At 34.2% G+C, this 23,174-nt stretch carries 21 protein-coding genes and 2 tRNA genes; 16 read left to right on the top strand and 7 right to left on the bottom strand.

All coding sequences use genetic code 11. The features are described 5' to 3' along the window. Positions 1 to 2,279, bottom strand: a 2,279-nt coding sequence (locus SINDD18_RS10230; protein ID WP_065203272.1) for a YhgE/Pip domain-containing protein, incomplete at its 3' end; no start/stop codon positions are given. Positions 2,280 to 2,407: 128 nt separating this feature from the next. On the opposite strand from SINDD18_RS10230, the gene SINDD18_RS08860 reads away from it, so the two are divergent. Continuing rightward, positions 2,408 to 2,950, top strand: coding sequence for a TetR/AcrR family transcriptional regulator (locus tag SINDD18_RS08860; protein WP_061863863.1), 543 nt, complete (start codon positions 2,408 to 2,410; stop codon positions 2,948 to 2,950). A gap of 225 nt (positions 2,951 to 3,175) precedes the next feature. Here SINDD18_RS08860 and SINDD18_RS08855 read toward each other — a convergent pair. The 6 genes from SINDD18_RS08855 to rlmH form a co-directional block, all read right to left on the bottom strand. Continuing rightward, a tRNA-Asn gene (locus SINDD18_RS08855) sits at positions 3,176 to 3,249 on the bottom strand. 120 nt (positions 3,250 to 3,369) lie between these two features. Then, entirely contained in the window at positions 3,370 to 4,122 is a 753-nt protein-coding gene (gene comE, locus SINDD18_RS08850) for a competence system response regulator transcription factor ComE (protein WP_045762405.1), read from the bottom strand. Next, positions 4,119 to 5,438: a competence system sensor histidine kinase ComD gene (gene comD, locus SINDD18_RS08845; RefSeq protein WP_061863862.1), complete on the bottom strand. Its 1,320-nt coding sequence runs from the start codon at positions 5,436 to 5,438 to the stop codon at positions 4,119 to 4,121. Before comD ends, comE begins: the two co-directional genes overlap by 4 nt. Before the next feature lie 28 nt (positions 5,439 to 5,466). Further along, the gene (locus tag SINDD18_RS10625; RefSeq protein WP_080980046.1) at positions 5,467 to 5,595 is read right to left on the bottom strand and encodes a ComC/BlpC family leader-containing pheromone/bacteriocin; all 129 of its coding nucleotides are present in this window, start codon (positions 5,593 to 5,595) and stop codon (positions 5,467 to 5,469) included. Positions 5,596 to 5,760: 165 nt separating this feature from the next. Next, a tRNA-Arg gene (locus SINDD18_RS08840) sits at positions 5,761 to 5,834 on the bottom strand. A gap of 43 nt (positions 5,835 to 5,877) precedes the next feature. Beyond that, positions 5,878 to 6,357, bottom strand: coding sequence for a 23S rRNA (pseudouridine(1915)-N(3))-methyltransferase RlmH (rlmH, locus tag SINDD18_RS08835; protein WP_060954977.1), 480 nt, complete (start codon positions 6,355 to 6,357; stop codon positions 5,878 to 5,880). Positions 6,358 to 6,540: 183 nt separating this feature from the next. On the opposite strand from rlmH, the gene SINDD18_RS08830 reads away from it, so the two are divergent. The 15 genes from SINDD18_RS08830 (at position 6,541) to ftsH (ending at position 22,890) form a co-directional block, all read left to right on the top strand. Beyond that, positions 6,541 to 7,725: a S1C family serine protease gene (locus tag SINDD18_RS08830; RefSeq protein ID WP_061863861.1), complete on the top strand. Its 1,185-nt coding sequence runs from the start codon at positions 6,541 to 6,543 to the stop codon at positions 7,723 to 7,725. 56 nt (positions 7,726 to 7,781) lie between these two features. Then, the gene (locus SINDD18_RS08825) at positions 7,782 to 8,540 is read left to right on the top strand and encodes a ParB/RepB/Spo0J family partition protein (protein WP_049508355.1); all 759 of its coding nucleotides are present in this window, start codon (positions 7,782 to 7,784) and stop codon (positions 8,538 to 8,540) included. 221 nt (positions 8,541 to 8,761) lie between these two features. Further along, positions 8,762 to 10,117 (top strand): chromosomal replication initiator protein DnaA, encoded by a 1,356-nt coding sequence (dnaA, locus tag SINDD18_RS08820; protein ID WP_045762400.1) that lies wholly within the window; start codon positions 8,762 to 8,764, stop codon positions 10,115 to 10,117. A 157-nt stretch (positions 10,118 to 10,274) separates the two neighbouring features. Then, positions 10,275 to 11,411: a DNA polymerase III subunit beta gene (dnaN, locus tag SINDD18_RS08815; RefSeq protein WP_049508360.1), complete on the top strand. Its 1,137-nt coding sequence runs from the start codon at positions 10,275 to 10,277 to the stop codon at positions 11,409 to 11,411. Between the two features lie 66 nt (positions 11,412 to 11,477). Beyond that, entirely contained in the window at positions 11,478 to 11,672 is a 195-nt protein-coding gene (locus tag SINDD18_RS08810) for a DUF951 domain-containing protein (RefSeq protein ID WP_061863860.1), read from the top strand. Positions 11,673 to 11,757: 85 nt separating this feature from the next. Then, positions 11,758 to 12,873 (top strand): redox-regulated ATPase YchF, encoded by a 1,116-nt coding sequence (gene ychF, locus SINDD18_RS08805; protein ID WP_045762398.1) that lies wholly within the window; start codon positions 11,758 to 11,760, stop codon positions 12,871 to 12,873. Positions 12,874 to 12,945: 72 nt separating this feature from the next. Continuing rightward, positions 12,946 to 13,515, top strand: coding sequence for an aminoacyl-tRNA hydrolase (gene pth, locus SINDD18_RS08800; RefSeq protein WP_045613244.1), 570 nt, complete (start codon positions 12,946 to 12,948; stop codon positions 13,513 to 13,515). Next, positions 13,508 to 17,011 carry a transcription-repair coupling factor gene (gene mfd / locus SINDD18_RS08795; RefSeq protein WP_081108298.1) on the top strand — a complete coding sequence of 1,168 codons (3,504 nt, stop codon included), beginning with the start codon at positions 13,508 to 13,510 and terminating at the stop codon, positions 17,009 to 17,011. The genes pth and mfd overlap by 8 nt, the downstream gene beginning before the upstream one ends. 65 nt (positions 17,012 to 17,076) lie before the next feature. Beyond that, positions 17,077 to 17,343 carry an RNA-binding S4 domain-containing protein gene (locus tag SINDD18_RS08790; RefSeq protein ID WP_049494651.1) on the top strand — a complete coding sequence of 89 codons (267 nt, stop codon included), beginning with the start codon at positions 17,077 to 17,079 and terminating at the stop codon, positions 17,341 to 17,343. Next, positions 17,336 to 17,704, top strand: a complete 369-nt coding sequence (locus SINDD18_RS08785) for a septum formation initiator family protein (protein ID WP_004250925.1) — start codon at positions 17,336 to 17,338, stop codon at positions 17,702 to 17,704. The genes SINDD18_RS08790 and SINDD18_RS08785 overlap by 8 nt, the downstream gene beginning before the upstream one ends. 6 nt (positions 17,705 to 17,710) lie before the next feature. Continuing rightward, positions 17,711 to 17,833 (top strand): SP_0009 family protein, encoded by a 123-nt coding sequence (locus SINDD18_RS11565; RefSeq protein WP_004250924.1) that lies wholly within the window; start codon positions 17,711 to 17,713, stop codon positions 17,831 to 17,833. Next, a complete protein-coding gene (locus SINDD18_RS08775; RefSeq protein ID WP_061863859.1) occupies positions 17,826 to 19,094 on the top strand; it encodes a serine hydrolase in 1,269 nt (422 codons plus the stop codon). Before SINDD18_RS11565 ends, SINDD18_RS08775 begins: the two co-directional genes overlap by 8 nt. Continuing rightward, the gene (gene tilS / locus SINDD18_RS08770) at positions 19,091 to 20,368 is read left to right on the top strand and encodes a tRNA lysidine(34) synthetase TilS (protein WP_061863858.1); all 1,278 of its coding nucleotides are present in this window, start codon (positions 19,091 to 19,093) and stop codon (positions 20,366 to 20,368) included. Before SINDD18_RS08775 ends, tilS begins: the two co-directional genes overlap by 4 nt. 4 nt (positions 20,369 to 20,372) lie before the next feature. Continuing rightward, positions 20,373 to 20,915, top strand: coding sequence for a hypoxanthine phosphoribosyltransferase (gene hpt, locus SINDD18_RS08765; RefSeq protein WP_006149113.1), 543 nt, complete (start codon positions 20,373 to 20,375; stop codon positions 20,913 to 20,915). A gap of 16 nt (positions 20,916 to 20,931) precedes the next feature. Continuing rightward, the gene (ftsH, locus tag SINDD18_RS08760) at positions 20,932 to 22,890 is read left to right on the top strand and encodes an ATP-dependent zinc metalloprotease FtsH (RefSeq protein ID WP_061863857.1); all 1,959 of its coding nucleotides are present in this window, start codon (positions 20,932 to 20,934) and stop codon (positions 22,888 to 22,890) included. Positions 22,891 to 23,174: the final 284 nt, after the last annotated feature.

Raw genomic sequence — 23,174 nt, 5'->3', positions numbered from 1 at the left:
ACTAATACTCCTGCCAAACCAGCAATGATACCGTTAATTTCAAAGCGAGACTTAAACCAAGCCCAGCGACTTTCTGGATGACGCCCAGAAGGCAATTTAGCAAAAATCATATTAGTTGAAATAGCAGCAACAAAAAGAGCAACTGATATCATATATGGAGCCATGGCAATTCCATTAACTGCTACTTGGTCCTTATCAGTTTTTGAAAGACTTAGAGGATCAGCTAGTAAATCTGCATTTGTTGGTTCAGTTGAAGCCTGTTTCAATTGCCCCTCAGCCTCTGTCAAACCTTGATTTAATTGACTTGAACCATCACTTAATTTTCCAAGTCCTGATTGTAGAATTTCTGATCCTTGAGCAAGTTGATCTGCTCCACTAGCTATTTTTTCAGAACCATTAGATAGTTGATTTGCACCAGAAACTAGCTGGTCTGATTTATCAGCTAATTGTTGAGAACCCGCTTGTAATTGATTAAATCCAGCAGTTAAATCTGATGTTTTATTGTTTACTTGGTTGACACCTGATGCAAGTTTATCAATTCCTGTTGCTAATTCTGGTGCATTCTCTGCTAACTTAGCAGTAGCACCTGTCAATGTAGAAGATTTTTCTGTCAACTGATTAGAGCCTTGTAGCAACTTATTGAAACTTCCTGTTAAGTTCGAATTTTTCGAACTCAGCTGACTTGCTCCTAAAGCTACTTGGTCTACAGATTTTGTATAGTTGTCAATACCAGATGCAAGAGTTTGACTAGCTGGCAATAACTGACCGTCAATTGCTGTTTGAACCTGTGTTAATCCACTTGACAAACTTGTCAATGTTGAAGAAGCAGTTGGTAATAATTGACTTGAATGATTCTTTAATTGAGTTAAACTATCTGTTTGAGTGGTTACATTTTCTAAAGAAGATTGTAACGTTTGAACTGTAGTTAAAATTGTTCGTGCTGACTCACTAGCAGAAGATGATGGATTAGAAACCACAGAAGTTATCTCTGCCTGTTGTTCAGGAGTTAAGCTTTGATAAGCACTCGTAGATTGAATAGCTGATAAAGTAGTTTCTTTTTCAGATTGATTTGAAGTAATGATGCTTTGTGCTGAATTTGCAATCGTTGATAGACTACTAGAAAGCTGGTTTGTTACTTGTGTTATCTCTCCACTATCTGCTGTTTGAATATTTTGAATAGCTTGATTAAATTGCTCTAAACTAGTTGCTAATTGTTTAATCTGATCTTTTTGTTGGTTTGCACCATCTAATTGAGTAGAAAGTTCTTGAATACCTTGATTAAGTTGTGTTAATCCTGTACGTAGAGTCTCTGATTTTGTAGAAATCTGATTTGCACCTGATGATAGACTTTGAACTCCATTTGTATAAGTATCAATACCAAGTGAAAATTGATTTAATCCTGAATTGAGTTGAGAAACACCACCTGTATAGGCTTGTGTGCCTGCATCAAGTTGAGTCAATCCTGATACCAGTGCCGGTGTCTGTGAATTCAGTTGGTTTAATCCATTATCGATTTGTGAAATAGCGCTGGTATATTGATTTAAACCAGTATTAAAATTACCAAGACCAAGATTTAACTGATTTACACCAGCTGTATAGGTTCCTAATCCTGTAGATAATTGATCAGCACCATTAGAAAATGTGAGACTCGATTGAGCTAAGGTTTGAAGATTGGTTGATAAGGTTTGACTCCCATCAGAAAGCTGATTCGAACCATCAGCCAACTGTAAACTTGCATTTGCCGCTTGAGATAAACCAAGTTTTAAATCCCCCATCTTATCAAATAAAGCTTTGGTATAAGATTGAGTAACTTTAGTAGCCACAGTCTGTTTGATTTGTGTCATGGCAGAATCACTCATCTTGCTTGCAATAAAACTATGACCACTTGATGTCTGATAGTCAATCGTCATCTGTTCAGGATGATTTGTAAGGATAGAAGAAGCTTTCTCAGAAAGATTACTTGGCAACGTTACAACCATGTAATAATCTCCATCCCGCAGTCCTCTTTCTCCCTCACCTTCATCTACAAAATGAAAATCCAGACTATCACTATCTTTTAAATTAGACACCATGTCTTCACCAATAGTGAGTTTTTCATCATTATAAGTAGCAGCTTGATCCTTATTAACAATTGCTACAGGTAACTCCGAAAGTTTACCGTATGGATCCCACATTGATGATAAGAAAATGATATTGTAAAGAGCTGGAATTAAGGAAATTCCTATCATGACAATAATAAATGTCGGTTTTTTAAAGATTGCTTTCCATTCTTTAAACATATTGTCTCCTTTTTTAAACTACTTGTCTAAATTTTTGATATAATAGATTATACATAAAAAAATTAAAAAGACAAGATAAAAAATCTATTTTTAAACACATTGTCTAAAAATGTTCATCTGGAGGGAACATGCAAGAAAGTAATAAACGATTAAAAACAAAGCGCATTATCGAAAATGCCATGGTAGAATTATTGATGGAACAACCATTCGATCAGATTACAACTGTTAAATTAGCACAAAAAGCTGGAATTAGCCGCTCCAGTTTCTATACTCATTACAAAGATAAATACGATATGATTGAACATTACCAAAGTAAACTATTTCACACCTTCGAATATATCTTTCAAAAACATGCTAATCACAAACGAGATGCTATTCTAGAAGTATTTGAATACTTGGAATCAGAACCGCTTCTAGCAGCTCTTTTATCTGAAAATGGAACCAAGGAAATTCAAAATTTCCTGAGAAATAAGCTTCACATCCTACTGAGCACGGACCTTCAAAAACGTTTTATGCAACTCAAACTAAATGAAGTAGAATTAGAATACAGTAGCGTCTACCTAACAAATGCTCTCTTTGGAGTCTGTCAAACCTGGATTGCCCATGGAAAAAAAGAAAGTCCACAAGAAATCACGAACTTTTTAATGAAAATGTTAGGAGATACAAATTAACAAAAAAGCTCTATAATATTTAGGCTCTATAATTTCTGTAGTGGGTAAAACCACCATAGGAATGATGGAGCCTATTTTGTTGTTCTTATTAGACTAATACTAATTTTCTTAGTTTTATTTTCGGACAAAAATCATTATCTATCCGTATGTTAGGTATGCCTCCCCTCATTACATCGGAAAAAGAATCAAAAAAAGGAACACCAAATTAGTGTTCCTTTCATCTGACTCCGCCAGTAGGACTCGAACCTACGACATCATGATTAACAGTCATGCGCTACTACCAACTGAGCTATGGCGGATTAAATAGTCCGTACGGAATTCGAACCCGTGTTACCGCTATGAAAAGACGATTTCTTAACCAACGGACCCTCTACCTGTAGCAGATATAACCATTATATCAATTTATCAAAAATTGTCAATTACTTTTTTTGGTTTTTAGCCATTAGTTCTCTCAATTTTTTAGTTTTTAGGCGAGAGATAGGACAACGATGATCTTCATAAAATACAACTTCCATTTTTTTACGATCAATTTCTCTCACATTACCGATGTTGACTAAAAATGACTTGTGAGCTAGATAAAAACGTTGGGTTTCCCTATCCTTTTCTTGAATATCTGTCATTGTTCCATAGAATTCTTTGGCAAAATTCTTACCTACAATTCGTAATTTATGAGAAGTTCCAGTTGTCTCAATGTAGAGAATATCATGATAAGGAATACAAAGATCATTTCCTTTGTAACTATAATCAAAATAATCAACGACTGATTGGTTTTCAAGTAAAGTAGTCTTAGTGTAAAGCACACAGTCGGCAACTCTATTTTTAAAAACTTGATCACTGGTTTCTTTATCAATGAAATCCAATGCTGAAACTTTGTATTTATAAGTCAAAGTAGCAAATTCAGATCGACTTGTAATAAAAACAATAATGGCATAAGGATTGCGATGACGAATAAATTGAGCAACCTCAAATCCTTTTCTCTCAATCCCATTGATATCAATATCTAGAAAATAAAGCTGATTTACTTCGTCATGCTCTACATATTCCATAAACTCTCTCACTTTTCCTGTTGTTTTATAGGAGATAGGAATGTTTGTTTCCTTAGAAATTTTATTCAGAGTTGTTTCCAACCTTACTTGGTGTTCTATAATATCTTCTAAAATCAATACTTTCATATCAGTTCCCTCTTAAATCTAATTACTTGTTTAAATACATCATTATCAATTTCTGTTTCTAAAATAACATTGTCATATTTTCCTAAAATTTCTTTAACATTATTAAGTCCAAGTCCTCTATGTCTTCCTTTAGTTGAAAATCCTAATTCAAATAAATCTTCGGATTTTACCTTTCTTTTTTTACAAGAGTTTTGGATGACAACTAAGGTTTCAAGATCCAACTTGATAATAGCTACCTCTAGTTGTTTTTGATAGCTTTCAACTGCCCCTTCAACAGCATTATTGAGCAGAACGCTCATCACGCGCACCAAATCTAATAATTCCATAGATAAAGGTGTAATAATATCTTTTACCTCTAATGTGTACTCTACATCATTAGTTTTCGCATTGACAATAGATTGGGCAATCAAACTACGAAGTGCTGAATCCTCAATATTGTTCAAATCGAAATAGGTATACTTATCTGAACGTAATTTTTGATTTGCTTTGACAAGAACTTCACTGTAAACTCTGTCAATCTCTTGTAAATCTTTACTTTCAATCGCCATTCTTAAGCTGACAAGCATGCCTGTATAGTCATGACGAAAACCACGAATTTCATTATATAAGGAAACAATCTCATCCGTGTAAGTTTGTAAATGTTTTTGCTCAAACTTCTTTTGTTCCAATTCAATCTCTTTTTCTATCTGAACTTTATGAGAATTCATGGAAAAAAAAGTCAAAAGTAGGCCAACAAAAACAATGGATGATAAAATACTTCCAAAACCATTTAAGTGACGAATCGTACTCACAATATCTGAAGTGAAAGAGACAACGTGTAGAAAAATAAATGCAAAGAGCACTTTCTTCAGAAAAGGATATAGATAGTCTTTATCAAAATATTTAAATTCGAGATGGAAATAAGACACAACAACTTTAATAACCAAATAAGTTAAGATCAGGATAAATAGAGAAAAATAATTGTTATATTCCAACGCAAACTCATCTCCTGTAATAGATGATAAGGTTACAGATAAAAAGTTATTAGTAGTATGATATAAGAGAGAAAATAACAGACTGATAAAAATTCCCTTAGACTTCTCATACTTCTTAAATCCAATAAAGTAAGTAAATAGGAGTAAAGGAAATAAAAATTTAGACAATCCAAAACTACTAGCAGATACCAAATAAGTACCTTCTTCCACTGTCAATTGTAGTAGAAAGATATAAATACTAAAAATACATTGTTCTTTTCTAGTTGCTTTACAAATCCATTTATAAATTTTACTAATAATAAAAACATAAAAAATAGCTATTACCACACCAAATAAATCCATTATGTTCTCCCTATCTTGTTTCAATAAACTACTTCTTCGGAAATATTTTATTTAAAAACTTAAAACTCCTAATATCCCCACCTCTGATTTCCTGCAGTTCTTTTTCGTTCAATTCTTGGAAATCTTTCATTTGAGCAAAATCTGTATTCTTTTTCATAATATAAACTCCTATAATGTTTTTCTTGTAAATTAACTTACAAAAATATTATATAAAATCTACGATTCCTATAGAGAATTATTTCTCAAATGCTCAAATTTTATTCTGAAATGTCAAATTTTTACAAAAAAAGCTGGGATTTTTTCCCAGCTTACGATTTAACACTGATCCCAGCAGGATTCGAACCTGCGACCGTTCGCTTAGAAGGCGAATGCTCTATCCAGCTGAGCTATGAGACCTTACTAATCTATCTTATCAAAAAAAGCTAGCTTAGTCAATCATCTATTTATGATAGGGAGAGCCCTGTTGAATCGAAAACGCTCTATAAATTTGTTCTACTAAGACTAATCTCATTAGTTGATGAGGAAGCGTCAATCTCCCAAAACTAACAGAGAGATTGGCTCTTTTTTTCACCTCTGGAGATAGTCCTAAACTCCCACCAATGATAAAAGTGATTGTCGAAAATCCATTGATAGAAGCCCTTTCAAGCTGCTTACTGAACTCTTCAGAAGAAAAAGTGGTTCCTTCAATAGCTAAAACAACTACAAAATCACGTTCCCCTACTTTAGCAAGAATGCGGTTCCCTTCCAAATCCAAAATCTTTTGATTTTCAGATTCGCTGGCCCGATCTGGTGTTTTTTCATCAGCCAACTCAATCATTTCTAGATTAGCAAATCGTGAAATTCTCTTGGAGTATTCTGCTATGCCATCTTTGAGATATTTTTCTTTCAGTTTTCCAACTGTTACCACTTTAATTTTCATTCTTCTATTCTAACATATTCACACTCAATTTCACATCTTATTCACAGATAAGATTTTGAAAAACTTCAATAAATTCACAGGTTTTCGAAAGTTATCCACAAGTTGTGAAAAACTTTTTGTTTTTAAGCTTGGATTAAGCTAGCTATTTTATACTTTCATTGATTAAAAAACATGGAGGCTTCTATGAAAAACTTAAAAACTAGTTCCAAAAAATGGGGACAACTTTTAGTAGTCATTCTCATTAGCTTTTTTAGTGGTATTTTAGGTACTTTTACCACATTGCAGCTCAGTCAAAAACAAAATAGTGGTACGACAACTACAACGACTGTCAGCAAAACAGCTGTAAAAAATGAAAACTCAACTACTCAAGCAGTTGATAAAGTTAAAGATGCTGTTGTATCTGTCATTACTTACTCATCAAACTCTCAAAATAGTTTACTCGGATCTGATGAAACTGATACAGATACCAATGCTGAACAAGTATACAGCGAAGGTTCTGGTGTCATTTATAAAAAGGAAGGGGATACTGCTTACCTTGTAACCAATACTCACGTTATTAATGGTGCTAAAAAAGTTGATATTCGTTTAGCAGATGGCACAAAAGTCCCTGGTGAAATTGTGGGTTCTGATACTTATTCAGATATTGCCGTTGTAAAAATTGCTGCAGATAAGGTCACAACAGTAGCCGAATTTGGTGATTCTAGTCAATTAACAGTTGGAGAAACAGCTATTGCAATCGGAAGTCCTCTAGGTTCTGAATATGCCAATACTGTGACACAAGGGATTGTATCAAGTTTAAATAGAAATGTATCTCTAAAATCTGAAGACGGACAAGCTATCTCAACCAATGCTATCCAAACAGATACAGCTATTAACCCTGGGAACTCAGGTGGTCCTTTGATTAATATCCAAGGCCAAGTTATCGGTATTACATCAAGTAAAATTGCCTCTAATGGTGGAACATCTGTCGAAGGTCTCGGTTTTGCCATTCCTGCAAACGATGTAATTAATATTATTAAGCAGTTGGAAAAAGATGGAAAAGTAACTCGACCTGCTCTTGGAATCCACATGGTTAACTTATCAAATCTTAGTACAACTGATCTTCAAAAACTTAAACTTCCTAGAAATGTTACTTCTGGTGTAGCTGTTCGTTCTGTTCAAAAAAATATGCCTGCCAATGGACATCTGCAACAATATGACGTCATTACAAAAATAGATGATAAAGCTATTTCTTCCACTACTGAATTGCAAAGTGCTTTATATAGTCATTCTATTGGAGACAGTATGACTGTTACTTACTACCGTGATGGTAAGGAAGAAACAACAACTATTAAATTAGATAAGAGTACTAGTGATTTAGATAAGTAGTTTACAGATATGTAAAGTTGCTTTACAGAATATCTAAGTTGTGTTAATGTAGAATTATGGAAGAATTTAAAATTGTTCAAATAAAAGATATTCAAAAAAATCCCTATCAACCTCGTAAGGAATTTTCAGAAGAAAAAATTCAAGAACTGGCACAATCTATTAAGGAAAACGGCTTGATTCAGCCTATTATCGTTAGAAAATCTCCAGTACTTGGATACGAAATTCTAGCTGGAGAAAGACGGTATCGTGCTTCAATTGCTGCTGGACTTTCAGAAGTTCCAGTAATTGTTAAGCAACTTTCTGATCAAGATATGATGCTTCATTCTATCATTGAGAATCTCCAACGAGAAAATTTAAATCCTATCGAGGAAGCTAAAGCATATCAATCATTAATTGATAAAGGTTTTACCCACACAGAAATTGCTGAAAAAATGGGGAAATCTCGACCTTATATTACAAACCTAGTTCGATTGTTAGGATTACCTAAACATATCCTGACAGAAGTTGAAAGTGGTAGACTTTCTCAAGCTCATGCTAGACTCCTCATTCAATTATCAAGTGATAAACAAGATAAACTCTTGAATCGTATTCAAACTGAAAATCTCTCTGTTCGACAAGTTGAACAAATACTACAAAAAACGAAGAAGAGCAGCAAAAAAGAAAAAGACCACTTTGTCAAAGACGAAGAGCAAAAATTGAAAAAAATACTCGGATTAGATGTTCAGATTAAGCTACAAAAAAAAGATAGTGGTAAAATTTCAATTTCCTTCCATAACCAAGATGAATACCAACAATTTATTAACAGCCTGAAATAAGGCTGTTATTTTAGTATTCTTAACTAACATGGTTATCCACTGCATTTTAGTTTTTAAAAGCCCATTATTTCAGAATCTTTCTTAGTTATCCACATTTTGTGGATAACATTTAAAAACATTGTTAATTGTTTTCCACAACTTGTGGAAAAATAATCTTATCTATGGTAAAATGATTCTATCAATAAACCTTTTAAATTCTATAGTAAAGGAGGAGAAAATCATTGAAGGAAAAACAATTTTGGAATCGTCTTTTAGAACTTGCACATGATAAATTAACTCAGTCAGTTTATGATTTCTATATTTTAGACGCAAAACTGGTTAAAGTTGAAGAAAATACTGCAACGATTTTCTTACCCCGCGATGAAATGCAGATATTCTGGGAACGAAATATCAATGGAATGCTTTTAGCAGCAGGTTTTGAAATCTATGATACTGAAATAAAAGCTCATTATATCTTCACGAAAGTTGAAGAAGCGAGCTCACAAGTAGCTTTCGAGTCTGAACCTGGCAACGATTATCAACCAAGTCAATCCACTATTCCATATTCTGAAACTGGACTCAAGGAAAAGTATACTTTCGATAATTTTGTTCAAGGGGATGGTAATGTTTGGGCTAAGTCTGCTGCTTTGGCTGTTTCTGAAGATCCAGGATTAACTTACAATCCTCTATTTATCTACGGAGGGCCTGGACTTGGAAAAACTCACCTGTTAAATGCCCTTGGAAATGAAATTCTAAAAAAGAGCCCAAATGCGCGTGTAAAATACATACCTGCTGAAAGTTTTATTAATGAATTTCTAGAGCATTTGAGACTTAATGATATGGAAAAATTCAAGAAAACTTACCGTAGTTTAGACCTCCTACTCATTGATGATATTCAATCACTTAGTGGAAAGAAAGTACAAACTCAGGAAGAGTTTTTCAATACATTTAACGCCCTTCACAATAATAATAAACAGATTGTTTTGACGAGTGACCGTAGGCCTGAACATTTAGAGAGTCTACCTGAACGTCTGGTCACGCGCTTCTCGTGGGGATTAACGACAGATATCACACCACCTGATTTTGAAACACGTATTGCGATTTTACAGAGTAAGACTGAACATCTCAACTATCATTTTCAGAATGATACACTCGAATATTTGGCTGGACAATTTGACTCTAACGTGCGAGAACTCGAGGGAGCACTCAACGATATCAGCCTAATGGCCAAAGTCAAAAAGATTAACGATATCACAGTTGATATTGCAGCTGAAGCTATTCGTGCTCGTAAACAAGACGTTAGCAAAATGATCGTGATTCCAATTGATAAAATCCAGACAGAAGTTGGAAACTTCTATGGTGTTAGTGTCAAGGAAATGAAAGGAACTAGACGTGTTCAAAATATCGTTTTAGCCCGTCAAGTTGCCATGTATCTAGCCAGAGAAATGACTGATAATAGCCTTCCTAAGATTGGAAAAGAGTTTGGTGGTAAAGACCACACAACGGTCATTCACGCTCATGGAAAAATCAAATCCATGCTTGAAACAGATGATAATTTACGTATAGAAATTGAAAACATCAAAAAGAAAATTAAATAACTTGTGGATAACTTTTAAAAAATTCTCTTATTTATCCACATCTTTTAAACAAGGCTCTGTCCTTGAGTTTTCTTGATTACAAGTGTTTTTCCACAGATTTCACACGCTCTATTATTACTATTATCCTTCTAATAATAAAAAGAATAAAGGAGAATCCATGATTCATTTTTCAATTAATAAAAACTTATTTTTACAAGCTTTAAATACAACAAAGAGAGCTATTAGCTCAAAGAATGCAATTCCTATTTTATCGACTGTAAAAATTGATGTTACCAATGAAGGAATTACCTTGATTGGATCAAATGGTCAAATCTCAATCGAAAATTTTATCTCGCAAAAAAATGAAAATGCAGGTCTCTTGATTAACTCTTTAGGTTCAGTTCTACTGGAAGCTTCTTTCTTTATCAATGTTGTTTCAAGTCTTCCAGATGTAACACTTGATTTTAAAGAGATTGAACAAAAGCAAATTGTCTTAACTAGTGGAAAATCAGAGATTACTCTTAAAGGAAAAGATAGTGAGCAATATCCACGTATTCAGGAAATTTCTGCAAGCAATCCTTTAGTTCTTGAAACAAAACTTCTTAAAAAGATTATCAATGAAACAGCTTTTGCAGCTAGTACCCAAGAAAGCCGTCCTATTTTGACAGGTGTCCACTTTGTTTTAAGCAACCACAAAGAATTAAAAACAGTTGCGACAGACTCTCACCGTCTTAGTCAGAAAAAGTTGACTCTTGAAAAAAATAGCGATGATTTTGATGTTGTCATCCCAAGTCGTTCGCTACGCGAATTTTCAGCTGTTTTTACGGATGATATCGAAACAGTGGAGATTTTCTTCGCCAATAATCAAATTCTCTTTAGAAGTGAAAATATTAGCTTCTACACACGTCTCTTAGAAGGAAATTATCCAGATACCGATCGATTGATTCCAACAGATTTCAATACAACAGTGACTTTTGATGTTGCTAAACTACGCCAGTCTATGGAACGTGCTCGCCTCTTATCAAGTGCGACACAAAATGGTACTGTTAAATTAGAAATCAAAGAAGGAGTTGTAAGTGCCCATGTTCATTCTCCAGAAGTAGGGAAAGTAAACGAAGAAATTGATACTGAAAATGTAAGTGGTGCTGATTTGACAATTAGTTTCAACCCAACTTATTTGATTGAAGCACTAAAAGCTTTGAATAGCGAAAAAGTTACAATCAGCTTTATTTCAGCAGTTCGTCCATTTACTCTGGTTCCAGCTGATACAGATGAAGATTTCATGCAGCTCATCACACCAGTTCGTACAAATTAATGGAAAGAGGTTGAGCCTAGCTCGCCTCTTTTATGATATAATCGAAAAAGAAAAAGGAGACTAACTATGTATCAAGTTGGAAATTTTGTTGAAATGAAAAAACCTCATGCTTGTACGATTAAGTCAACAGGCAAAAAGGCAAATCGCTGGCAAATTACCCGTGTTGGAGCAGACATCAAGATAAAATGTAGCAATTGTGATCATGTGGTCATGATGAGTCGCTATGATTTTGAAAGAAAAATGAACAAAATCATCGACTAGGAATCCAATAGTAAGAGGGTTAGCAAGTTTTCCCTTTTTGTGTTATAATATTGAAGATTGAAATGTGAACGGAGAATGAGAAACTATGGCTTTAACAGCAGGTATTGTAGGTTTACCAAACGTTGGTAAATCAACCCTTTTTAATGCAATTACAAAAGCAGGAGCAGAGGCGGCAAACTACCCATTTGCGACTATCGATCCAAACGTTGGAATGGTAGAAGTTCCAGATGAACGCCTCCAAAAACTAACGGAAATGATTACACCTAAAAAGACAGTCCCAACAACATTTGAATTTACAGACATTGCAGGGATTGTAAAAGGAGCATCAAGAGGAGAAGGTCTTGGGAATAAATTCTTGGCCAACATCCGTGAAGTTGATGCGATTGTTCATGTGGTTCGTGCCTTTGATGATGAAAATGTCATGCGTGAGCAAGGTCGTGAAGATGCCTTTGTGGATCCGCTAGCAGATATTGATACCATTAACCTAGAGTTGATTCTTGCTGATTTAGAATCAGTCAATAAACGCTATGCGCGTGTAGAAAAAATGGCGCGTACGCAAAAAGATAAGGAATCAGTTGCAGAATTTAACGTTCTTCAAAAGATTAAACCTGTTCTTGAAGATGGAAAATCAGCTCGTACCATTGAATTTACAGATGAAGAGCAAAAAGTTGTCAAAGGTCTTTTCCTTTTGACCACGAAACCAGTTCTTTATGTAGCTAATGTTGATGAAGATGTGGTTGGAGACCCAGAATCTATCGATTATGTGAAACAAATTCGTGAATTCGCAGCAACAGAAAATGCAGAGGTAGTGGTTATCTCTGCGCGTGCTGAAGAAGAAATTTCTGAGTTAGACGATGAAGATAAAAAAGAGTTTCTTGAAGCTATTGGTTTGACAGAATCAGGTGTGGATAAGTTGACTCGAGCTGCTTATCACCTACTAGGACTTGGAACTTACTTCACAGCTGGTGAAAAAGAGGTTCGTGCTTGGACCTTTAAACGTGGCATGAAAGCTCCTCAAGCTGCTGGTATCATCCACTCAGACTTTGAAAAAGGATTTATTCGTGCAGTGACCATGTCTTATGACGATTTGGTAAAATACGGCTCTGAAAAGGCTGTAAAAGAAGCTGGACGTTTGCGTGAAGAAGGAAAAGAATATGTCGTGCAAGATGGCGATATTATGGAATTCCGCTTTAACGTTTAATCAATATTTAAAATAATGTCAATTAGGTTGGAAAAAAATTCCAACCCTTTTGACTTTTGAAAGGAAATATAAATGACAAAATTACTTGTAGGATTGGGAAATCCAGGAGATAAATATTTTGAAACTAAACATAATGTTGGCTTTATGCTGATTGACCAATTAGCAAAAAAACAGAATGTTACCTTTACACACGATAAGATATTCCAAGCTGAGTTAGCCTCATTTTTTCTTAACGGTGAAAAAATTTATCTGGTGAAACCGACGACTTTTATGAATGAAAGTGGAAAAGCTGTTCATGCATTGTTAACCTACTATGGTTTAGATATTGAAGATTTACTAATTATTTACGATGACCTTGACATGGAAGTTGGAAAAATTCGTCTTCGTGCTAAAGGATCAGCTGGTGGTCATAATGGAATTAAGTCGATTATTCAACATATTGGTACACAGGTTTTCAATCGTGTAAAGATTGGCATTGGAAGACCTAAAAAAGGAATGTCAGTAGTTCATCATGTTTTGAGTAAGTTTGATCAAGAAGATTATATCGGTATTTTACAGTCAATTGACAAGGTTGACGATGCTGTAAATTATTATTTACAAGAAAAAAACTTTGAAAAGACGATGCAGAAATATAATGGGTAAGGAAATGGCATTAATCGATTTCTTTTTAGAGAATAAACAAATTCTATCTTGGCATGAGAACTTACCACAGAAACAAAGACAATTATTGCTAGGTCTTTCTGGCTCAGCAAAATCGTTAGCGATTGCTAGTAGTCTGAAGAGTCAGGATAAGGTTTTAGTGATGACTTCCACATATGGAGAGGCTGAGCGTCTGATTAATGATCTAATCTCCATATTAGGTTCGGATCTGGTTTATCCATTTCTAGTAGATGATTCACCAATGGTTGAATTTTTGGTATCATCTCAGGAAAAGATTTTTTCTCGGGTCGAAGCTTTGCGTTTTCTAAGAAATGAGTCTCAAAGAGGGATTTTAGTTTGTAACGTCGCAGCTAGTCGAGTATTCTTGCCGAATCCTCAAGTTTTTGATGATAGTATCTTAGAACTTCAAGTGGGGCAAGAATGCGAACAAAGAGAATTAAAAAATCACTTGATTTCTCTTGGTTATAAGAAAGTTACACAAGTTCAAAGTCAGGGAGAATTTAGCCTTCGTGGAGATATTCTAGATATATTTGAAACCTCTCAAATTTGTCCTTATCGGATTGAATTTTTCGGTGATGAGATTGATGGCATTAGAGAATTTGATACTGAAACTCAATTATCAAAAGATAGTCAAACTCAAGTACTAATCTATCCAGCTAGTGATATTTTGTTAACGAATGAAGATTATCATCGTGGTCAGAAATTTTTAGAACATGAGATTGATAAGGCACTTTCTCCAACTTTAAAGTCTTACCTAGAAGAAGTTTTTAGTTGTACGAAAGAGCAAGTTCTTCATGCTGATATTCGTAAATTTTTGTCTGTTTTTTATAAAAAACAGTGGACCTTGATTGACTACTTGAACCAAGCACCTATTATCTTTGATGATTTTCAAAAAATCATGAATCAGTATGATATTTTTGATAAGGAAACAGCTGGCTACTTTACAGAGGATTTACACAACAGTAAAGCTGTATCAAGTTTACAATATTTTGCTGATGTAGAAAGTCAGTTTAAAAAATATTTACCAGCTAGCTTCTTTTCTAATTTTCAAAAGGGACTTGGAAATCTAAAATTTGATCATCTTTATCAATTTAATCAATATCCAATGCAAGAATTCTTCAATCAGTTTTCTTTTCTGAAAGAAGAAATTGAACGCTATAAAAAATTAAAATATACGATTGTTCTTCAATCAAGTAGCCAAACAGAACTAAAAAAACTGTCAACGATTCTTGATGAATATAGCATTAAAGTTGACAATAGTAATCAAAGTGAAATCTGTAAAGGAACTGTCAATCTTGTTGAAGGAAACCTTCGTCATGGTTTTCATTTTGTGGATGAGAATCTTGTATTCATCACTGAATATGAAATTTTCAAAAAGAAGATTAAACGCAAATATAGAAGACAAAATATCAGTAATGCTGAGAGATTAAAGGACTATAATGAGCTCCAAAAAGGAGACTATGTTGTCCACCAAATCCATGGGATTGGTCAATATTTAGGAATTGAAACGATTGAAATCAAAGGGATTCATAGAGACTATGTAAGTGTCCAATACCAAAATGGAGATCGAATTTCTATACCAGTAGAGCAGATACAGACTCTTTCTAAGTATGTTTCTAGTGATGGTAAGGCTCCAAAGTTAAACAAATTAAACGATGGACGTTTTAAAAAAGCTAAGCAAAAAGTTAAAAATCAAGTTGAAGACATTGCAGATGACTTAATTAAGTTATATGCAGAGAGGAGTCAACTTGAAGGTTTTGCATTTTCAAAAGATGATGAAGATCAAGTTGCTTTTGATGAGGCTTTCCCTTATGTTGAAACTGAGGACCAACTTCGAAGTATAGATGAAATTAAAAAGGATATGCAGGCTTCTCAACCAATGGATCGACTTTTGGTTGGAGATGTTGGTTTTGGAAAGACAGAAGTAGCAATGAGAGCTGCTTTTAAAGCTGTCAACAATCATAAACAGGTTGTTGTTTTAGTACCTACTACAGTTTTGGCTCAGCAACATTATAGTAATTTCAAGGAAAGATTTGAGCAGTTTGCTGTCAATGTAGATGTTTTAAGTCGTTTTAGAAGTAAAAAAGAGCAGACTGAAACACTTAAAAAATTGAAAAAAGGCCAAGTTGATATCCTGATAGGAACCCATCGAGTTTTGTCTAAAGATGTTAAATTTGCTGATTTAGGCTTGATCATCATCGATGAGGAACAACGTTTTGGTGTCAAACATAAGGAAGCTTTGAAGGAATTAAAAAAGAAGGTTGATGTCTTAACTTTGACAGCTACACCAATTCCTCGAACTCTACATATGTCTATGCTAGGTATTCGAGATTTATCTGTCATCGAAACTCCCCCAACCAATCGATATCCTGTACAAACCTATGTCCTTGAACAGAATGATCGTGTCATTCGAGATGCTGTATTGAGAGAAATTGATCGTGGTGGTCAGGTTTACTATCTTTACAATAAAGTTGACACGATTGAAAAGAAGGTTTCAGAATTACAAGAACTGATTCCAGAAGCTTCTATTGGTTTTGTTCATGGTCAAATGAGTGAAATTCGTTTGGAGAACACACTACTTGATTTCATTGAAGGTGAATATGATATTTTAGTAACCACGACAATCATTGAAACAGGAGTAGACATTCCAAATGCCAATACCTTGTTTATCGAAAATGCAGACCATATGGGATTGTCAACCTTGTATCAATTAAGAGGTCGGGTTGGTCGTAGTAATCGTATTGCTTATGCCTATCTTATGTATCAACCTGACAAATCTTTGACAGAAGTTTCAGAAAAGAGATTAGAAGCTATCAAGGGATTTACCGAATTGGGTTCTGGTTTCAAAATCGCTATGCGCGATTTATCTATTCGTGGAGCGGGTAATCTTTTAGGAAGTTCGCAGTCAGGTTTTATCGATTCTGTTGGTTTTGAACTCTATTCTCAGTTACTGGAAGAAGCAATTGCTAAGAAAAATGGAACTGACAAGAAACGTGAAAAAGGAAATGCTGAGTTAATTCTACAAATTGATGCCTATCTTCCGGATGAGTACATTTCGGATGAACGACATAAAATTGAAATTTACAAGAGAATTCGTCAAATTGACAACCGTGTCAACTACGAAGAATTACAAGATGAGTTAATTGACCGTTTTGGTGAGTATCCAGATGTAGTTGCCTATCTCTTAGAAATTGGATTAGCTAAAGCTTATCTAGATAAAGTATTTGTCAATCGTGTTGAAAGAAGAAATAATAAGCTTGTCATTCAATTTGAAAAAATATCGCAACAACTATTTTTAACACAAGATTATTTCCAGGCTCTTTCTCAGACAAATTTGAAGGCTAATATTTCTGAAAATCAAGGTTTAATCGAAGTTGTATTTGATATCCGAAATAAAAAAGATTATGAAATTTTAGAAGGACTCTTAACCTTTGGAGAATCGTTAGCGAAAATTAAAGACTTAAAAGAGTCACATTAGGGATTACCTTTTTTCTTCTATAAAAGGGATAAAAATGGTACAATAATAATTTGAGGTATTATAAGATGAGATTAGATAAATATTTAAAAGTATCACGAATTATCAAACGCCGTACGGTAGCTAAGGAAGTTGCAGATAAAGGGCGAATCAAGGTTAACGGTATCCTTGCTAAAAGTTCAACTGATTTAAAAATCAATGATCAGGTTGAAATTCGTTTTGGAAATAAATTGTTGCTTGTAAAAGTGTTGGAAATGAAAGATAGCACAAAAAAAGAAGATGCAGCTGGAATGTATGAAATTATCAGTGAAACAAGGGTAGAAGAAGATGTATAAAAAAATAGTCCAAATGAATAATTCATTTATTCAAAATGAACACCAACGACGTAAATACATGATGGAAGAACGTCAAAAACGTAATCGTTTTATGGGTTGGGTTTTGATTTTGATTATGTTGCTATTCATCTTACCAACTTACAATTTAGCACAGAGTTACCAACAATTACTAACACGTCGCCAGCAACTAGCTGATTTGAAAAAACAATATCAGGACTTGAGCGATGAAAAGGATAAAGAAGCTAGTTTAGCAACTAAGCTAAAAGATGAATCCTATGCGGCTAAATATTCCCGTGCAAAATATTATTATTCAAAAACATGGGAGGAAGTTTATACAATTCCGGACTTACTTCCTAGGTAATGCGAAATGGAAAATTTATTAGATATTATCGAAAAATTTTTAAGTCAGTCAGATGAAAAATTAGATGAGTTAGCTCAAAAGAATCATCTGTTACGACTACAAGAAGAAGAGGGGAAAAAGAATGCGTAAATTTTTAGTGATATTACTACTTCCTATTTTCCTAAAAAGCGTTCAAGTAGTAAGCACTGAGAATCCAGTTATCATTCCAAAACAAGAAGTTTATTCTTTAACTCATACTCCATATCATTTTTATTATCAAGATATTATAGAATCTCCAAAATTTTATGGTGAGACGCCAGTTTATTCTACAGAAGACCTGATTAATGAATCGGGTAAAGTAAATGCAGAAACAAAATTATCTGTTTTAGAATGGCGATTAAATAAACAAGGACAGCCTGTCTTTAAATTGTCTAATAATCAATTTGTAATGGCTGATAAACGACTTTTATATGATAGTTCTATCGTAAACGATTTTTCTAAGCGAGTATGGCTAGAACCAGGATTTGTCGTTTATAATAGTCCTTATGATCAACAAGAATTAAAGTCTACTTTAGCGCCTTATCAAGAAGTTGAAGCAGATATGTCTATTTTTGCTGAAGGTCGTGAATTCTTACATATCAAGCAAACGGGCTGGATTTCGACGGATTATATTTCCGATGATGATAATCGTATTCAGAAAGTACAAGAGTTGCTATCTGCGAATTATCAAAATGAACAGTTCTCTATTTATATTAAACAATTGAGTACAGGTAAGGAAGCTGGCATTAATGAAAATCAAAAAATGTACGCTGCTAGTGTTATGAAATTACCTTATCTTTATTCTGTTCAGGAAAAAATCAATCAAGGTGATTACCAACTTGACACGAAATTGAAGTATGTTTCCGAAGTTAATGATTTCCCTGGCTCTTATAAACCGGAAGGAAGCGGAAGTCTCCCTAAAACAGCGGACAATAAAGAATACACAATCAAAGATTTAATCACAAAAACTGCAAAAGAATCTGACAATGTAGCTCATAATATTCTTGCTTATTATATTACGAATAAATCAGATGAAGCCTTTAAAAAAGAAATGGCTACTATCGCAGGTGAAGAATGGGATGTGACAGATAAGATGGCTTCAGCTAAAACGGCTGGTCAAGTTATGGAATCTATTTATAATCAGAATGGTTTTGTTTTAGAATCTCTTTCACAAACATCTTTTGATAATCAGCGGATTGCTAAGAATATTTCTGCTAAGGTAGCTCATAAAATTGGGGATGCAGATGAATTTAAACACGATGTGGGAATAGTCTATACAGATTCTCCTTTCGTTATTTCAATCTTTACCAAAAATTCTGATTACGACACTATTTCTAAAATTGCTAAGGATGTCTACGAGGTCCTAAAATGAGAGACCGCGATTTTTTAAATCATTTTCTAGAAAAAGGTTACTTTGAAGGACATTCAAGAGTTGTGCTGGCCTTGTCTGGTGGATTGGATTCGATGTTTCTTTTTCAACTTCTTTTGACCTATCAAAAAGAACTTGGTATTGAATTGTTTTTAGCTCATGTAAATCATAAACAACGACCAGAGTCAGATAAGGAAGAAAATGAATTAAGAAAATTAGCTGAACAAGCTGGAGTTCCAATTTATGTAGCTTGTTTTACTGGAGATTTTTCAGAAGCGAATGCTCGTCAATTTCGCTATGAATTCTTTAGAGAAGTGATTGAGAAAACTTCATCTACAGCTCTTGTAACAGCTCATCATGCAGATGATCAAGTTGAGACGATCTTTATGCGATTGATTAGAGGTGTTAGACTACAACATTTATCAGCTATTAAAGAAAGACAAATATTTGCTAAGGGAGAGTTGATTCGTCCTTTGTTGTCTTTTTATAAGAAGGATTTTCCTAAAATTGATCATTTTGAAGATTCAACGAATAAAGAAAATCACTATCTTCGCAATCGTATTCGCAACCTCTATCTGCCACAGTTAGAAAAAGAAAATGTTCAGGTAAAAAAAGCAATTTTAGAGTTTGGAAAAGAAGTTTCTGACTATCAAATTGCTTTGGCTGAATTATCTCAAGCGGTTGATGTAGAAGATTTAACTCAGTTTTTATCTTTTAGTGAAGCAACGCAAGGAGTTTTACTACAACAATACCTTCGTCGTTTTGCTGATTTAAATGTAACAAGAGAACAATTTCAAGAAATTCATCATATTTTAAAAACTAAGAGTCAATATCGCCATAATATAAAAAATGGTTATGAACTTATAAAAGAATACCAGCACTTTCAAATTAGTAAAATCAGACCAAAGTCTGATGAAAAAAGTAGTGAGTGTGTGTTAAACTATCAAAATCAAGTTTTTTATGAAGGTTTTCTATTTTCATTTGGAATCCCTCTAAAAGGTGAAAATATTCAACAAATAAATGTTTCCCGTGAAACATCATTGATTTTGCGGCATCGACAGCTAGGTGATTATTTGATAATAAATGGTCATCGAAAAAAAGTAAGGCGACTTTTTATTGATTTAAAAATACCTGCAGAAAAACGAAAAAATGCGATTATTGTTGAGCAATTTGGACAAATTTATTCAATTTTAGGAATCGAACTCAGTGATTTGAGTATAAAAATGAAAAATGATATAATGAACACTGTACTTTATATAGAAAAAATAGATAGGTAAAATCATGTTAGAACAAGATATCAAGAAGATTTTGATTTCACAAGATGAAATTACAGAAGCGGCTAAGAAATTAGGTGCTCAATTGACAAAAGATTACGAAGGTAAGAATCCGATTTTAGTTGGAATTTTAAAAGGATCCATTCCTTTTATGGCAGAATTAGTCAAATATATCGACACTCATCTTGAAATGGATTTTATGATGGTTTCTAGTTATCATGGTGGAACTGTAAGTAGTGGTGTCATCAATATCAAACAAGATGTCACTCAAGATGTTAAAGGTAGACACATTGTCTTTGTAGAAGATATTATTGATACTGGACAAACATTAAAAAGCTTGAGAGATATGTTTACTGCTAGAGAAGCAGCGTCTGTTAAGATTGTTACTATGCTGGATAAACCAGAAGGACGTACTGTAGAAATTGAAGCAGATTATACATGTTTTACAATTCCAAATGAATTCGTTGTAGGCTATGGTTTAGACTATAATGAAAATTATCGTAACCTTCCTTATGTAGGCGTATTAAAAGAGGAAGTTTACTCAAAATAGAAGGGTAAGTTGTTGAATGCAAAAACAAAATAATGGTTTTATAAAAAATCCATTTCTTTATTTGTTGATGATTTTCTTGCTAGTAACGGGATTCCAGTACTTTTTCGCTGGGAGAACTGCCGGGCACAGTCAACAAATTAAATACTCAGAATTGGTGCAGGAAATCACTAATGACAATGTAAAAGAAATAACCTATCAACCAAGTGGTAGTGTTATTGAAGTGTCTGGTGTCTATAAAACTGCTAAAACAGAAAAACCGGAAACAGGTATTCAGTTTTTCACACCTTCTGCAACAAAAGTAGAAAAATTTACAAGTATTATTCTTCCATCGGATACTACTGTAGCAGATTTGCAAAAACTAGCTGGTGAACACCAAACACAAGTTGAAGTCAAGCACGAAAGCTCAAGTGGTATGTGGATTAACATCCTAGTTTCGGTAGTGCCATTTGCCATTTTATTCTTCTTCCTATTTTCTATGATGGGAAATATGGGAGGAAATAGCGGACGCAATCCGATGAGCTTTGGGCGCAGTAAAGCTAAGGCCGCTAATAAGGAAGATATCAAAGTACGCTTTTCAGATGTAGCAGGAGCTGAAGAAGAAAAACAAGAACTTGTTGAAGTTGTTGAATTCTTGAAAGATCCAAAACGCTTTACAAAATTAGGTGCTCGTATCCCAGCTGGTGTTCTCTTAGAAGGACCTCCGGGAACTGGTAAAACATTACTTGCTAAAGCAGTAGCAGGAGAAGCTGGAGTACCGTTCTTTAGTATTTCAGGTTCTGACTTCGTAGAAATGTTCGTCGGTGTCGGTGCCAGCCGTGTACGTTCACTCTTTGAGGACGCTAAAAAAGCAGCACCAGCTATTATCTTCATCGATGAAATTGATGCCGTTGGTCGCCAACGTGGTGTCGGTTTAGGTGGAGGTAATGATGAACGAGAACAAACCTTAAACCAACTCTTGATTGAAATGGATGGTTTTGAAGGAAATGAAGGAATTATTGTCATTGCGGCAACAAACCGTTCAGATGTTCTTGATCCGGCTCTACTTCGTCCAGGACGTTTTGATAGAAAAGTATTAGTTGGTCGTCCAGATGTTAAGGGACGCGAAGCAATTTTGAAAGTCCATGCTAGAAATAAACCTTTAGCTGAAGATGTAGATTTGAAATTGGTAGCACAACAAACTCCAGGTTTTGTTGGTGCTGATTTGGAAAATGTATTGAACGAAGCAGCTTTAGTTGCAGCTCGTCGTAATAAATCAGTGATTGATGCTTCTGATATTGATGAGGCAGAAGATCGTGTCATCGCTGGACCATCTAAGAAAGACAAGACAGTTTCACAAAAAGAACGTGAGTTGGTTGCCTACCATGAGGCAGGACACACCATTGTCGGTCTAGTATTGTCAAATGCTCGTGTTGTTCATAAAGTTACCATAGTACCACGTGGACGTGCAGGCGGATATATGATCGCACTTCCTAAAGAAGACCAAATGCTTCTATCTAAAGAAGATATGAAAGAGCAATTAGCTGGCTTAATGGGTGGACGTGTAGCTGAAGAGATTATCTTTAACGTCCAAACAACTGGAGCATCTAATGACTTCGAACAAGCTACTCAGATGGCGCGTGCAATGGTTACAGAGTATGGTATGAGTGAAAAACTTGGTCCAGTACAATATGAAGGAAGTCATGCCATGTTTGGTGCACAAAGCCCTCAAAAATCAATTTCAGAACAAACAGCTTATGAAATTGACGAAGAAGTTCGTTCATTATTGAATGAAGCACGAAACAAAGCTGCTGAAATTATCCAGTCAAATCGTGAAACTCACAAGCTGATTGCAGAAGCATTATTGAAATACGAAACATTGGATAGTACACAAATTAAATCTCTATACGAAACAGGAAAGATGCCTGAAACAGTAGAAGAGGAATCACATGCACTATCTTATGATGAAGTAAAATCAAAAATGAGTGAAGAAAATTAATTATCTTAAATACTATAAACAGAGGAGGCACAAGTTTTCTCTGTTTTTTTAAAAAATTGAGGGAAATCTAATTTAAATCAAAAATTTTTATATAATAGAAAACAAAATACAAGTTCACCTATGTTAATGCTCTCTTAGAGAAAATGATTCAAATTTTCTGAAAATAAGAATACAACAGTTACTTGAGTAATATGAAGAAATATTTCAAAAAATGATATGTGCTTCATAAAAAACAATTATTGTAAGAAAAAAAATAACCGAAACTCTAGGCAGACGAACGATTT

Origin of the sequence: Streptococcus infantis, assembly GCF_001579645.1 — a bacterium.
Taxonomy (GTDB): Bacteria; Bacillota; Bacilli; order Lactobacillales; family Streptococcaceae; genus Streptococcus; species Streptococcus infantis_E.
The sequence above is the reverse complement of the archived record's forward strand: the minus strand, read 5'-3'. Positions and strand labels throughout refer to the sequence as shown.

Bases quoted from the DNA above. Each gene is read 5' to 3' on its own strand.
- hpt (WP_006149113.1), top strand. From the start codon at position 20,373: ATGTTAGAACAAGATATCAAGAAGATTTTGATTTCACAAGATGAAATT.
- comE (WP_045762405.1), bottom strand. From the start codon at position 4,122: ATGAAAGTATTGATTTTAGAAGATATTATAGAACACCAAGTAAGGTTG.
- tilS (WP_061863858.1), top strand. From the start codon at position 19,091: ATGAGAGACCGCGATTTTTTAAATCATTTTCTAGAAAAAGGTTACTTT.
- SINDD18_RS08830 (WP_061863861.1), top strand. From the start codon at position 6,541: ATGAAAAACTTAAAAACTAGTTCCAAAAAATGGGGACAACTTTTAGTA.
- mfd (WP_081108298.1), top strand. From the start codon at position 13,508: ATGGGTAAGGAAATGGCATTAATCGATTTCTTTTTAGAGAATAAACAA.
- SINDD18_RS08860 (WP_061863863.1), top strand. From the start codon at position 2,408: ATGCAAGAAAGTAATAAACGATTAAAAACAAAGCGCATTATCGAAAAT.
- SINDD18_RS11565 (WP_004250924.1), top strand. From the start codon at position 17,711: ATGGAAAATTTATTAGATATTATCGAAAAATTTTTAAGTCAGTCAGAT.
- SINDD18_RS08810 (WP_061863860.1), top strand. From the start codon at position 11,478: ATGTATCAAGTTGGAAATTTTGTTGAAATGAAAAAACCTCATGCTTGT.
- SINDD18_RS08825 (WP_049508355.1), top strand. From the start codon at position 7,782: ATGGAAGAATTTAAAATTGTTCAAATAAAAGATATTCAAAAAAATCCC.
- rlmH (WP_060954977.1), bottom strand. From the start codon at position 6,357: ATGAAAATTAAAGTGGTAACAGTTGGAAAACTGAAAGAAAAATATCTC.
- SINDD18_RS10625 (WP_080980046.1), bottom strand. From the start codon at position 5,595: ATGAAAAAGAATACAGATTTTGCTCAAATGAAAGATTTCCAAGAATTG.
- ftsH (WP_061863857.1), top strand. From the start codon at position 20,932: ATGCAAAAACAAAATAATGGTTTTATAAAAAATCCATTTCTTTATTTG.
- ychF (WP_045762398.1), top strand. From the start codon at position 11,758: ATGGCTTTAACAGCAGGTATTGTAGGTTTACCAAACGTTGGTAAATCA.
- dnaN (WP_049508360.1), top strand. From the start codon at position 10,275: ATGATTCATTTTTCAATTAATAAAAACTTATTTTTACAAGCTTTAAAT.
- comD (WP_061863862.1), bottom strand. From the start codon at position 5,438: ATGGATTTATTTGGTGTGGTAATAGCTATTTTTTATGTTTTTATTATT.
- SINDD18_RS08785 (WP_004250925.1), top strand. From the start codon at position 17,336: ATGTATAAAAAAATAGTCCAAATGAATAATTCATTTATTCAAAATGAA.
- SINDD18_RS08790 (WP_049494651.1), top strand. From the start codon at position 17,077: ATGAGATTAGATAAATATTTAAAAGTATCACGAATTATCAAACGCCGT.
- SINDD18_RS08775 (WP_061863859.1), top strand. From the start codon at position 17,826: ATGCGTAAATTTTTAGTGATATTACTACTTCCTATTTTCCTAAAAAGC.
- pth (WP_045613244.1), top strand. From the start codon at position 12,946: ATGACAAAATTACTTGTAGGATTGGGAAATCCAGGAGATAAATATTTT.